Here is a 13587-nt window from a genome sequence, read left to right on the forward strand (position 1 = left end):
TTTTTTGAAGCTTTTACTTTTGCATGATACTGATTAAATCAATTTAAAAAGGATAGGTATGAAGCGTATTATTTTATTATCATTTTCTACTGCTCTTATTATGAGTATGACTGGATGTACAAGTAAGGGTGCCTCTCAGAATATGAGTGCCTCTCAGAATCAGAATATGAGTGACTCTCAAAGAACTAAAACAGAAGGAACATTGGTTGGTGCATTAGGAGGAGCTGCACTTGGGGCACTAATTGGTGGAGATAGTCAAGGTGCCCTAATTGGTGCAGCACTGGGCAGTGTAGCAGGATATGCCTATGGTTCTCACGTAGCAAACGAGAAAGCTAAATATGCAAGTAAAGAGGATTGGCTGAATGCCTGCATTGCAAGTGCAAGAAAAGTGAATAACAATACACGATCATATAATGCCAAACTGTCAAGAGAAATTGCAGATACCAAAAAACTCGTAGGTCTTTATAAGCAAAATAAGATCTCAAAATCAAAATTACGTGTACAGAAACAACTTATCGATAAAGAGAGAAAAACAGCTGATAAAATGTTGAAAAATGTGCAGAATGAACTCAAAGCACAACAAGGTGTACTGAGAGATGTAAAAAGAACTGCTAATGCATCAGAAACCAGACGTATTCAGAGCGAAATCAACACAATGAAACAACAGATTGATTTACTCAAGAAAAATACCAGTACTCTTGCATCTTTATCTGCAGTTGCAGCTGTATAAAAAGGAAAAAGTATGAAAAAAATATATCTAATTACAAGCATTGTACTTTTATTGTTAAATGGGTGTGCCGGAGGTACGACAGATCCTCGAAAGGGTGGATTGTTTAGCTACAGTCCAGATGCTTATGAAAAACGATTATCTGATCGAGAGCATCAACTTTCAGCTATTGAAAGTGATACAGCAGCACAAAAACATAAAAGTGCTCAACTAAAGAAAAACCTCTCTTCTGAAAAAAATAAAATGCACTAATATTGGCATGAAGCTTTTTAAAGCTTCATGCATCTCCTTGTATAAAACTAATTTTAAAAAGGGGAGCTGCCTCAAATAAGGTTAAAAAATGAAAGAGATACTACTTATCATTCTTCTTACGCTTGGATTGCAGGCAAGCTTACATGAAAAACTCAAAGAAGAATGTGATGCACATGAGGGTGAAAGCTGTACCAATATTGCTGTCCTCTATCACACAGGGAGAGATGTGAATCAAAGCTATGAAAAAGCAAAAGTTTATTACAGAAAAGCTTGTGATTTAGGTCATGCTGAAGGATGCACTAATCTTGGTGATCTCTATTTCTTTGGCCAGGGAACAGAGCAAGACTACACCAAGGCGAAAGTCTATTATGCCAAAGCTTGCAAACTAAACTATAGTGATGGATGCAGTCATCTTGGTGATTTATATTGTATAGATGCATGGGTAGAGCAGAATCGCAGTAAAGCAAAATTGTATTATGAAAAATCCTGCAAACTTGACAACAAGAAGGGATGCAACAATCTTAAGATACTAATGGATGAGAATGAAGCACTCAAACAGAAAAAAGATGAGTATGAACGCTTGAAAAAAGAGTATGACTTATTAGAAAAAGAAGCTGAATTGCTTGACAAGATATGAAATGATAGCCAAACTACTGGGTATTTGGACGATCAGTATAACAATTGTGCTTCAAGCCAACCCTACTGGATGGTATAGTAATGATGAAATGGCAACACTATATGAAGCCATGACTAAAATTTCTTCTGAAAGTCTCTATGTTGACCCGCAACACTCCACCCCAGAAGAAATCCTTAAAAACTATATATACAAAATTGATGCATATGGTGATTATTTTACTAAAAAAGAATACAAAGCCTTTCAACATACACTTTCCCCTGAGTACGCAGGAATCGGTATGATTCTATATCAACAAAAAAGAAATGAAAAGATTTTATGTATCCCGACAAAAAAGAATCTAAAAGAAGTTGGGATCTCCCGATACGATCAACTTATCAGTGTAGATGGACGTTCAGTTAATGGGAAAAATTTTTATCTTGTGAGTAGCTGGATAAGAGGTAGGAAAAATAGCAGTGTAACACTGGAGTTGCTAAAACCATCTGGTAAGCTGCAGACCATTACACTAAAACGTACAGAACAATATTTTCAGACTATTCAACGGGTTATAGATAATGGAACTGCGATGATTCAGATTATTCGATTTATGAAAGAGACCCCGGAAGAACTTCGTAGTATATTACATCAATGGCCCAAAAATATTCCTATCCTTATCGATCTAAGAGGCAATGGTGGGGGAGACTTGTTTGCTGCCATACAGAGTGCTGATCTGCTGCTTCCCAAAGATACGCTTATTTCTTCTGTAGAAACAACAAAGAGTTGCTTTGACTATCGTGCTTCTAATCCAGACTATATGCAGGGACAAGCTGTTTTACTTCTGCAGGATGAATTTACAGCAAGTGCTGCAGAAGTATTCATCGCAGCGCTTACGCAAAATCATCGTGCTGAGTCAACTGGAAAGAAAAGTTTTGGTAAAGGGGTAGCTCAAAAATTTATTCCCCTTAGTAATGGAGATGCCCTTCTACTTACATACGGAAAGATAACCACGCCAAATGGAGAAAGTTATCATAAAAAAGGACTGCTTCCTACTTCAGATTTATCATTGTCTGAACTGTTAGACAACCTTGATTCAAATATAAAAGAGATGTTCTGACTTATGACAAAATACTTTGAGAATACTGCTTTTTATTTTATCAGCCATATCTGCAACCTCTTTTTGTTCAAATAAGAGTATACTTAAGAATGGATATAAATTTATGAAAAGGAAGAATAATGTGGAATAGTACAGTAAAAAGTTTAGTTTTGATATCCTTAATGGGACTACCTCTAATGAGTGGAGCAACTGAGATAGAAGATATGTCAAGTGCAACAGAAGTAACGGAAAAAAGAGTACCTGTAAAGATCGAAGGCAAGAAGTTATTGTCTTTGCGAGTATTGGCAAGACCATTTTCCAATATCTATGCAGACAAAAATCTAGAAAGTGCTATTGTCCAAAGTGATGTACCTGCAATGCAGCCATTTTATGTTTATACCCGACCTTCAGCAGAAGATTTGGAAATGGAAGCAGGTTGGTATGAGATAGGAAGCAACAGTCAAGGGAAAGTGATCGGGTGGATGCAGTCAAAAGATGTTTTTGAGTGGAAACAGACCATGTGCCTTGTCTATACCCATCCTGAGGGAAGAAAGCCAGTATTGATGTTTGATTCAAAGTCAACGATCAAAAATATCATTCAATCAACAGATGAAGAGAGAGTAAAAAGAGTATCAAAATTTTATACAGCCATTGATGAAAACAATATAAGCAAAAATTTTGTTGTTAACTCTGTAGAACCTAAAAGAGCTATAGATATCCAGAAAGAGTTTTATTTGCTTCCAATTCTTGATTTTGAAGCAGTAGATTTTGGTAACAGAGAAGCAAGAGTTGTTAAATTGACAGCTGTTACCAGTGCAAGAGCTGGAGCAAGAGATGAGAGTGATATACGAAAATCTAAAAGTTATTTGCATGATGCTGTAATTTCAAGTACGATCATTTCTAAAGAAAAATTAAAAACACTTTCAGTGGATATTGTTTGGGTAATCGATACTACAGTGAGTATGAGACCTTATATTAAGGATACGATGGATTTTATTCGTGAAACATCAAAGAGTATAGCAGAAAATCCACTAGATAATATAAAATTCAATTTTGGTGCTTGGGGATACCGGGATGCAGTTGAAGATATACCGAAGATTGGATATAGCACAAAAAATTATACACCGGAACTTGTAGGTATTGAAGATTTTATAGATGTTTTATCAAAAGTAAAGGTGACACAGGTAGATTCAGTGGATTATCCAGAAGATATGTTCTCTGGTGTATCTGATGCTATGGGAAAAACAGCTTGGAGTCCAGAAGGAATCAAGCTTATGATACTTGTAGGGGATGCACCTTCTCATAAAGTGGGTCATAAATGGAATCTATCTGGACAAAATGAGGAAACACTGCGAAGCTTAGCAAATGATAGCAGTATATATATAGCGGCTTTATATCTCAAAAATCCAAAAGCAGAAAAGTTTCATGAGTTAGCTGAAACACAATATCGTACACTTGCAACGAATCGCGGCAGTAGTGAGGGAGATTCCGCATTTTCTGACATTTTATCAACAGATAAAGAGGCATTTAAAGTTAAGACGGACCAGTTGGCTGGACATTTCAGAAACGATATACAAAGATTAGAAAAAGTGTTGCATCCAGTACAAACAGATAGTCCTGCAGATGAAAATTTAATTAATAAGGTTACAGAAGGAGAACTCGCATTTTCAAATGAAAGCAATATGGTTGATATCAATAAAGTTATACCTGAAATTCATACACCTGATACAAATATGACAGGGGCAGCAAGTCGAATGTTTCGTGCAGCGATGGTTGAGTGGATCGGTAGTCAAACAGAGGCTAAAGCTCCTCGAGATATTGTCGCTTGGGCTATTGATAAAGATTTAGAAAATCCTGATATCCCTTCACTTGAAGTAAGACTTTTGATCAACAAGCGTCAGCTTGATTCTCTTGCTACGGTCATACAATCTATTATCAGGGCAGGTTTTACAGGACAGATAGCAGGAGAAGACTTCTTTACTTCTTTGCAGGCAGCTACAGCAACGATAGCTAGAGATCCAAATATGGTGAAACAAGCTAAAAGAATGGTTGATACAGGTCTGGTTCCTGAGTTTTTAGAAGGACTTCCTTATTATAGTCGATTAATGGCTATTACTAATGAGATGTGGAGTGGTTGGGGTGCTGATGAGCAAAATGAATTTATCAATGATTTGGATGCAAAAGTTGAAGCTTATAGAAAGATTCATAATACGCCAGAGGGTTGGATCGCACTTAATAAAGGGGACGATATAGATGAATATGTTTATCCACTAAGTTTAGACCTTTTGCCTTAAGAATCTACAATGCAAAAGCATATTGTATTTGAATTGAAAGATATTTCTATTTCAAGAGAGAAGGGAGGTGTCTCTTTTCGACTTGAAATACCAAAATTGACTATTTATTCGGGAGAATTTATTGGTGTTATTGGTTCAAGTGGATGTGGGAAATCTACTTTTTTAGACATCCTGGGTTTAATTTTAAGTGTAGACAGAGCAGAGCAGTTTAGGCTTTCTGTCAAACAAAAAAATAGTATTTTTCAGCAAGAAATATCATCACTTTCAGATAGAAAATTGGCTGATATCAGAAGAGAGCATATTGGGTATATCTTACAAAGTGGGGGATTACTGCCTTTTTTAAGTGTTCAGGAAAATATTTTACTTTCAGAGAAGTTAAATAACCAGACAATCACAAAAGAATCATTTTATAAGCTTGTCAGTTCATTGGGGATTAGAGGACAGATCAATAAAAAACCTCAATATCTTTCAGGAGGTCAACGACAACGGGTGGCTATTGCACGAGCGTTAATTCATAATCCGGAAATTATTTTAGCAGATGAACCTACTGCATCTGTAGATAAGCCTACAGCGATAGAGATTAGGGATCAATTTAAAGGTCTTGCGAAAGCTTACGGTTCTTCGGTATTGATGGTTACACATGATATTGAAATGGTAAAACATGATTCAGATAGGTTATTTACATTCGAAGTAACTAAAATAAGTGATAGCCTTGTGGTTTCAAAGGTAGTAGAATTATGAAAAGCAAAAGAAAATTACGCTATTTGGTGTCAAAACCTGAAAGAGGGATTGTTCTTTGGCTTGCTATGAAAGATCTATTACATGAAAAACTTATTACGATTAATCTTATATTAGGGACTGCAGCAATTATTGCTCCACTTTTAATCCTTTTTGGTATTAAATTTGGGACGATAGAAACGATGAGTAATCGTTTGATCAATGATCCTAAAAATCTTGAAATCCGTCCTGTTTCAAGTCGTTCATATACACAAGCCTGGTTTGAATCAATAAAGAAAAATGATAAGGTAGGTTTTGTCATTCCTATGACGAGACAACTCTCTTCCTCTGTACAGATACAACCTCTATCATCTTCAAAAAAAACTGTTACTGCAGATCTTGTTGCAACAGATAAAGGTGATCCTCTTCTATTGCAAAATGATGGTGTCATTCCAGATCAGAAATCTTGTGTACTTAACCATAGTATTGCCGAAGAACTTGGCCTTAAAAAAGGAGATATGCTTAAATGTAGTGTAGCTAGGTTTGTGAAGAAAAAAATACAAAAAGCATCTCTCACATTAAAAGTTGCAGCAGTATTATCACCTAGAGCAGGATTCATAAAGAGTATTTATGTTCCGTTGGAGATAGTAGAAAATATTGAAAAGTATAAAGATGGTTTATCTGTACCACAATGGGGATGGAAAGGAAATATATCTCAGGCGTATCCTGTTTATGATGGTGTATTTATCTCTTTACCAAAAGTACTTGATAGAGTTGATCAGATTAAACTTATCTCTGGTACAGGGTTTGCTTATATTGATGTAATAGACTTACAAAAAGCCAAAGAGAAGGCTGGGTATATATTTGATAGTAATCGTAGTTTATATTTTATTGAGCCTTATAAGAATAGTATTAATAATGATAATATTGGATCATTGGCAATCAAATTAAGAGGTAAGAAAGCAAAACTCTATCCATGGGTGAAACCCATTGATGCCGTGATTAAAAATGATAAAATAAAAGTAAAAATAAAAATTGCTGCCTTACCAGAAGGTATAAAAAAAGTAAGATCAACAACACTCTATATGGCTTCACCTCCTTTTGAGAATGCGATTATGATAGTGGAAGAAGAAAAAAGACAGTTAGAAATGCCTATATCTATAAAGCCTGCAGATGGAGAATCTCCTTTTGTCTTTGTAGATGCTAACACAGCTGGGCAATTGGCTTTATTACGTCAGAGAAATTTGATGTATGATCAAAATATCCATAAGTTTTTACTCTCAAGAAGAGGGTATGCAAGTTTCAGGGTTTATGCAAAACATCTTGAAGATGTTGATGCACTTAAAAAGTTTTTTGAAGAAAAAGGTATCAATGTATCTACACAAGCTGAACGTATCCATGAAGTACAGGAGCTAGATAAGTATCTTACATTGATCTTTTGGCTCATTGCTATTGTAGGTGTTATTGGAGGTGCGGCAACATTGAGTGCAAGTTTGTACTCATCGGTTGAAAGAAAACGTAAAGAGTTGAGTATTTTACGATTGATTGGGTTATCGGGTGGTATGATCTTCCGTTTCCCTATTTATCAAGGTATTGTTATCGCAACCAGTGGTGTAGCCATAGCACTTCTCTTTTTTGCCATTATGGCAAGTATTATCAATAGGCTTTTTCAAGTACACTTACAAAGTGGGGAATCTTTTTGTACTTTGACAGTGATGCATATAGGTATGGTTTTTTGTGCGGCTATATTATTAGCTGTGATTGCAAGTGGTCTTGCTGCGTATAAAGCAACACAGACAGATCCGGCTGAAGCGATGAGAGATGAATAGACTTGGAGGAAAAAATGAAAATACAGGTTGTTGTTGATTTATCGGAAATATCTTCTAATGTTGTTTATGAAGCAATTAAATTTGCCAAAGCTGCAGATGCAGAAGTCTGGCTGCTACACGTTGCTGAGCCTGAACCGGAGTTTGTCGGCAGTAAGGTAGATACAGAAGTGATGCGTGATATTCATGCAGAAGAGTTTCATAAAGAGCATCGCCAATTGCAGTTATATGCAAGTCAGTTTGAGGAATCAGGGCTGAAAACAACCGCGCTTTTAATACAGGGTGAGACAGTCAAAACTATTCTCAATCAAGCTAAACGTCACACTGCAGATATCATTGTAATGGGTTCACATAAAAAAGGTGCGTTGGCTCATCTAATTCTTGGTAGTACCAGCGAGGGAGTACTACATCATTCGAATGTCCCTGTAATGATTATTCCCGTACCTGAAAATTAGTTTACTGGCACCTTTATACCATTGAATTAAGGAAAATGGCAAGAGGTTGCTTTGTGGAGAAGAGGTGCATTTTCAATGCTTGGACCCTTATTTCTTATTATAAGAGTAATATTTTCTCATTCTCCTCTCCAACCACCATGATAGTCATATGCATTCCAAGATCCGCTTCCACTTAATGCTCCATCAGATTCTACGTTGATAGAGCCACTCCATATTCCGGAACCGACGGATCCGCTACCACTTGTCACGTTAAGCTCTCCAGACGGACTGATATTACCGCTTAAACTACCGGAATCATCACCGGAATAGCTTCCTGAGATCTCTCCGCCTTCAGATAGATGCATAACAAAATTACCTTTGACGTTCCATTCGCCTTCTCCTGTACTCGACCATACTCCTTTTATGGTTCCTATAAATTTATTATTGGGGGACTCTTTAACCATGAAAGAGGTGGTGCTGGTTTTACCAACAGATGTACTTTGTTTGAATTTTGCAGCATCCTCCTTGCCTAATTTGATCGTTGGTGTGCTAGTGACCTCACGCTTGCCGGCTTCGGCATCTTTGGGAACGGTATATACACGTTTGATTTCATGGTCATAATCGAGTTCACCACCTTTGATAACTTTAGATTTTAGGGATTTCTGGCCAACCTTGCATGTTATGGTGAGCGTACCCTTCTTTATGCTACCAAGGATGAGCTTGCCTATGATGGTGACTTCCTCGCCAGGGCTGACCTCTATGGGGTCAACAGAAAGTGCTATGGAAGGTGGAGTTGGCTTGGGCAATACCGTTATGGTTACGATCTTGGATAGGCTTTCGATACTGTTTTCCCCGGTAATGGTGAGTTCTGCTTCGTAACTGCCTTTCTTTTTATAGGTGTGTGAGGTAGTCTTTCCATAACCCGGATCGGTCCCGTCACCAAAATTCCATTTGTATTTTTTGATTTTTCCCTCGGAGGCATTAGCATCAAATTTTACAGAAAGAGGGACTATACCTTTTTGTGGTTTGGCTTTGAACTGACTCTTTAGGTAGCTGACTTTCAGTTTCTGTTTTTGCACTTCTTTGGCAACAGCAGTCTTAATGAATGCATAGAGGTTCTTTTTATTTCTAAGGAACGCACGGTCTTTTTTCAATTTCTCTTTTACCTGACGTTTGATGCTTTCTTTGAGTGCTTTTGCATCGAATTTGTGTTTCGCTCCCTGTATGTTTAATTCCCGATCTACTTTCTGTTCAACTATGTCTGATTTGATCGTGTTAATATTTATCTGTCCTGTCAGAGCGGCGATAACTACCCTTGCATTTGTACTTTTCAGGAGTTCTTTTGTCAAACTTGTGATGCCAATTTTCCTAGATCCACTTAATTGTTCTTTGGCCACACTTTTGGGCCCAATGGTGCTGATAAGCTTGATGAATTTTTTTCTACTGAGTTGTTTTGCCTGTTTTTTTAATTGGTTTGCGAGCTCGTACTGTTTCCCAGCCATCATTTCGGTTGCTAGAAACCTAGCATTGAATTCTTTAACTCCAGCTTTCACAGATCCATCTTTCACAGATCTAAATTCCCCAGCAACCAGGCGCTTTGACAGGGTAAGTAAGTTTGATAACAGGCCATATGCACTTTCTTCAAGGTTTTTTGCCTCTTGTCGATAGAACTTCTTCAAGTCGTTGCGGCACCGATCAAGTTCCTTGAGTTTCTTTTTTTGGTCCTTTATTTTCTTGTTGATTTCTTTGCCCCTCCTATGTATCCTCTTGAGCCTGTCACTGAAAAGGAACTTTTTTATGTACAAGTCAGCACCCAATACAGCGACAAACGGAGGAATCCCTGCCTCTTTCATTCTATACTCGAGTTTACCCTGGATTTCAGCTACAAATTTGATCGTATGACCTGCCGCCTTTCCAGCATGTTTGAACGCATGACCCACTTTTCGAATAGCTTTCTTGGGATCCAGACCCTTCAGGCCCCTACCTGCATCAGCAGGCTGTGGAGAAACCACGGCAGAAATTAATAACGCGGTAAGTAACAGGGTCAGGAATCTTTTCGCCATCATTTTGAATCCTCGGTGCCAAAGGTTTCAAAATAGAGTAGGTAACCATCCTGCAGGTAGAACAGAACGTTCTCTCCCTGATAAATCTCTACACCATCTTTTTTGGCACCTTCAATGATCATCTCTTCGACACGCTGGAAATGAGAAGAGCCTATGATTTTGCTGACTTGTGATAAATTCATTTCAAAGTTGATTAACTCCGGCCGTAAACCGGAATATTTTATTGCCTCGCTCTTGCTGCCTTCGACGAGGGGGATGCTTCGATTAGATAATAGGTCACCTGCGATAAAAGTAATTTCCTGCGAATATTCAGGATAGCTCCAGGTTTCATATCTGGCCAGATATTTTTCACCCTCGCCCAGTGGCAGATAAGTGATTCTGAACAGGTTTGGTGCTCCTAACAGCTCGATCACTTCCTGTTGATCCGGAGATAATTTCTCTGCACTATGGATATCTTGGCTTGTACTGCCTTCAGCTGCAGTGGGTGAAGGGTATTCATATATGAGCCAAACATCCGTAAGAAACTTTTTGCTGCCATAGTCTAGAGGCGTGATGGTCAGTGCAAACCTGGATCCATCTGGAATATACTGACCCAACTCTATCTCTTTAGGGCCAAAATTATGCTTGTTCCCACCAAGGTGATTAACTTTTTTGCCTCGATATTCTGTGGGTTCAACAGACCCTACAACAAACTGTTTTACTTCCCGGTTTTTAAGAAAAATTTCGATAAACAGAAAGTTATCGATACCCCAGCCTTTTTTTCCATCTTGAGTGCCGGCCAAATATATTTTCATTCCGGGTTTCTTCTCTTGGTAACTGATATTCTTTGAGTAACTCATTTTGTATGGTACGGACCACCATTGGTTTGTATTGATCTTTAAGCCCGCAAAGGGGTTGACCTTTACCGAATCTTTTAACGTAATCTTGTCAAACAGTTTTATATTTTGAAGTTTTTCTCCGGTCGTGTTATTGAGTCCCGTTGAAGTAGATTTTGGATTGGTTGCAGTACTTTGACTAATGGATATTAAAAATAGGAAAAAGAGTTTAATTAAAAGTAGAAATGGTTTTATTCTTTGCCGCATCATTTTTTCCTCCTTTTGAGGATTGACAGACCTGACTTCCTTAGAAGTTAGATAAACTTATTATGCTTAATTATACGGTTTTAAAACAAAAAATTCCTTATTTTTGACGTAAGTAGAAAAGAGCATCTAAACTAGTCTACTCTCATTAATTATTATACTTAATGAGTAAATTATATGTTTTTAATAAAGATTTGATTTTTTTTTGATTTCATAATCAATATTATCTAATTATCTGCCTCTAAGATATATATAAAATGTTCTTATATTGTATTGAGCTATTTAAGGTTAAGAAGCATATAATATTTTATATATGCAACCTCTACGTATTGATGATAAGGAGGTGAAATGGAGATTATACGATGAAAGATGAAGGAAAATTTGTTCTAGGCTGGCTAATGGTGGCACTTGTCCTACTGCACTTGGGCACCGTCCTGGTTGCCGAGGAGAACTGGGGCGTCCGACCCTATAAAGAGGAAAAACTGATCTATGACGCGTTAGTCTTGGAGCTGAAGAAAAAACAGAGGGAACTGGATTCAGATATAACTGCAGTCGCTAAAAAACTCGAGATGTTTTGGGCCGAATGGCCTCCTAATGTACGCGAAGAATCCCTTCGCTGGTTTAGATCTTCCAAACACTATAATCCTGAGGCAGCACGTAGGCGTGATTGGAGCAGGATGGAAAGGAATGAAGCTGAAAGGAGATACGAAAATTACGCAGGATCCACAATGGATATCTCAGAGGAGACGATAGTTGCACGATCCCAACGAGAGGCCCAATGGTCAGCTTACGTTGAATATCTTCACCAGGATATCAAATACAAGGAGGCGAAGCTGCGCTACAATGGTATAGAGATGCAGGGCATCAAGCCTTATGAGGGGATTTATTGGACAGGGTTTATCAATGATTGCCTGGGTGACATGCGTTACATCGCTGAGAGTTGTGTCCGTCGCCTCCCAGATAAACTCTACGATTGTTTCCTGAACATTAGTAATTCGTATCTAAAGAGTTCTATGCTTGGGCGTGATCTACCGACGCTAGCTGGGGCGAATGGACGGATTATGGGACCCACTGGGGAGATCTACAAGTGTGCCAAGGCAATATCTTTGAAAACAATCGTCGACGCACTAGAGGACGCATTTAAAAAGCAATTCGTTGACAATATGAAAGACAAGGGTATTGAGCGGGCAGTTGCTGAGTACTGGTGGTCTGATATTGTCATGCCATCGGCAGTGAAGAAGTCACGTTTTGATCAGGCTTGGAAACAATTTACAACTAAAAAGTTCTATTTGTCACAAATTAAAGAGGAGGGGGAACTGTGGCTGCACAAGAATCTTGCAAACGATATCAAACCTCAAATTAGAAAGAGACTGAAGACACTTTCCAATGTAGATCGGTACGGCGAGAACGCCAAGAAACTGGTCAATAGGGTCGCCATGAAGCGTACAGCGAAACATATATCTTTGCAGTTCCTTGAGGCTGCCTCCTTTTCATTTGACTACGGAGAACGAGCATTATTAGTTTTTTATAATCAAGCAGAGTTTGAAGCGATCGCACCAAATCTATTATTCCGATACAAGTTTATCAAAAAATGCCTTGAAAAGAAAGAAAGATCGGCTGACGCACCAGCTATAATCAAAGTATTTAAATGCAATCCAAAAGAACAGCGTGATTTTATCAGGGATTGCAAAAATGGGAAAACGGAACCTGAAATTGACGCCCTTCTCAAGCAGGCTAAAAATAATATTTCAGCATGCAGGCTCCAAGAAGCAGAACAGGCTCTGGAGGAGGCCAAAAGCAAGTCTGACAGCTTATCTCTCTCTAAAGGAGGTACATATCGACAAGTTCGGTCCCGCATTACAATCTATCAGGAAATCGCTAAGCTGACCAATGAATTGAAAAATGCCAGAGCAACGTATTGCCGTACTGCTTCGCGTCCATCCAGTTTAGACGGGACCTGGAAATGGTTCAACGGCGATAAGGTGCGTATCACTCGTGGTGGAGCTCATAGTCTAACCCGATCATGGGTCCGAGCAAGCGTGATACCAGATCCCAAAAAACCAAACTGTTTTATATTTACTTGGTACGAGCACAATAAAAAAACCTGGGTAGACAATCTGAGGTTATCCGACGACAAAAACAGATTGGGCGGGGCCAACACTATGGGCGGTGATGTATCTGCCACTAGAATGGGAACTCATCCAAGTAATCAAAGCAATCAAAGGAGGAAGGAAACTAAGACCCAACAGAGAAGTCCAAAACGCTCATGCGAAGAATGCGTCCGCCAATATTGTCCTCAGTGTGGTGAACTACTGTTTTGTACAAGCAACGACCCATCTTGCGCCAATTGTATCACAAAGAATAAAGCTGCGATAGATGCATGCCAGAAATGAGTTAAACGGCATGTGGTCAACAGGAATGAGAATACACTCATTTTATTTAGGACAATAACACTTAGAAAAACTCCAAAGGTTCAAGTATGGGAGCAT

Annotated in this window: 11 protein-coding genes; 9 read left to right on the forward strand and 2 right to left on the reverse strand. The window is 38.4% G+C overall.

Annotation, left to right across the window (positions count from 1 at the left end):
• Positions 1–58 precede the first annotated feature (58 nt).
• The 8 genes from ACLHDG_RS05045 (at position 59) to ACLHDG_RS05080 (ending at position 7977) form a co-directional block, all read left to right on the forward strand.
• Positions 59–730, forward strand: a complete 672-nt coding sequence (locus ACLHDG_RS05045; RefSeq protein WP_415407900.1) for a YMGG-like glycine zipper-containing protein — start codon at positions 59–61, stop codon at positions 728–730.
• A 12-nt stretch (positions 731–742) separates the two neighbouring features.
• On the forward strand, positions 743–979 hold the full coding sequence (locus ACLHDG_RS05050) for a hypothetical protein (RefSeq protein ID WP_415407901.1): 237 nt from the start codon (positions 743–745) through the stop codon (positions 977–979).
• Positions 980–1067: 88 nt separating this feature from the next.
• Complete coding sequence (locus ACLHDG_RS05055) at positions 1068–1616, forward strand: tetratricopeptide repeat protein (RefSeq protein WP_415407902.1); 549 nt, start codon at positions 1068–1070, stop codon at positions 1614–1616.
• The gene (locus ACLHDG_RS05060; protein WP_415407903.1) at positions 1603–2706 is read left to right on the forward strand and encodes a S41 family peptidase; all 1104 of its coding nucleotides are present in this window, start codon (positions 1603–1605) and stop codon (positions 2704–2706) included. The genes ACLHDG_RS05055 and ACLHDG_RS05060 overlap by 14 nt, the downstream gene beginning before the upstream one ends.
• A gap of 119 nt (positions 2707–2825) precedes the next feature.
• Entirely contained in the window at positions 2826–4979 is a 2154-nt protein-coding gene (locus tag ACLHDG_RS05065; RefSeq protein ID WP_415407904.1) for a hypothetical protein, read from the forward strand.
• Between the two features lie 9 nt (positions 4980–4988).
• The gene (locus tag ACLHDG_RS05070) at positions 4989–5720 is read left to right on the forward strand and encodes an ABC transporter ATP-binding protein (protein WP_415407905.1); all 732 of its coding nucleotides are present in this window, start codon (positions 4989–4991) and stop codon (positions 5718–5720) included.
• A complete protein-coding gene (locus tag ACLHDG_RS05075; protein WP_415407906.1) occupies positions 5717–7525 on the forward strand; it encodes an ABC transporter permease in 1809 nt (602 codons plus the stop codon). The genes ACLHDG_RS05070 and ACLHDG_RS05075 overlap by 4 nt, the downstream gene beginning before the upstream one ends.
• A gap of 14 nt (positions 7526–7539) precedes the next feature.
• The gene (locus tag ACLHDG_RS05080) at positions 7540–7977 is read left to right on the forward strand and encodes a universal stress protein (RefSeq protein WP_415407907.1); all 438 of its coding nucleotides are present in this window, start codon (positions 7540–7542) and stop codon (positions 7975–7977) included.
• A gap of 116 nt (positions 7978–8093) precedes the next feature.
• Here the strand turns inward: ACLHDG_RS05080 and ACLHDG_RS05085 are convergent, their stop codons facing one another.
• Both ACLHDG_RS05085 and ACLHDG_RS05090 read right to left on the reverse strand, forming a co-directional pair.
• Complete coding sequence (locus ACLHDG_RS05085) at positions 8094–10022, reverse strand: PKD domain-containing protein (RefSeq protein ID WP_415407908.1); 1929 nt, start codon at positions 10020–10022, stop codon at positions 8094–8096.
• On the reverse strand, positions 10019–11104 hold the full coding sequence (locus ACLHDG_RS05090) for a hypothetical protein (RefSeq protein WP_415407909.1): 1086 nt from the start codon (positions 11102–11104) through the stop codon (positions 10019–10021). Before ACLHDG_RS05090 ends, ACLHDG_RS05085 begins: the two co-directional genes overlap by 4 nt.
• Positions 11105–11460: 356 nt before the next feature.
• On the opposite strand from ACLHDG_RS05090, the gene ACLHDG_RS05095 reads away from it, so the two are divergent.
• A complete protein-coding gene (locus ACLHDG_RS05095) occupies positions 11461–13491 on the forward strand; it encodes a hypothetical protein (RefSeq protein ID WP_415407910.1) in 2031 nt (676 codons plus the stop codon).
• The last annotated feature ends 96 nt before the right edge of the window (positions 13492–13587 follow it).

The sequence above is a fragment of the Sulfurovum iocasae genome (genome assembly GCF_047716765.1).
GTDB lineage: Bacteria > Campylobacterota > Campylobacteria > Campylobacterales > Sulfurovaceae > Sulfurovum.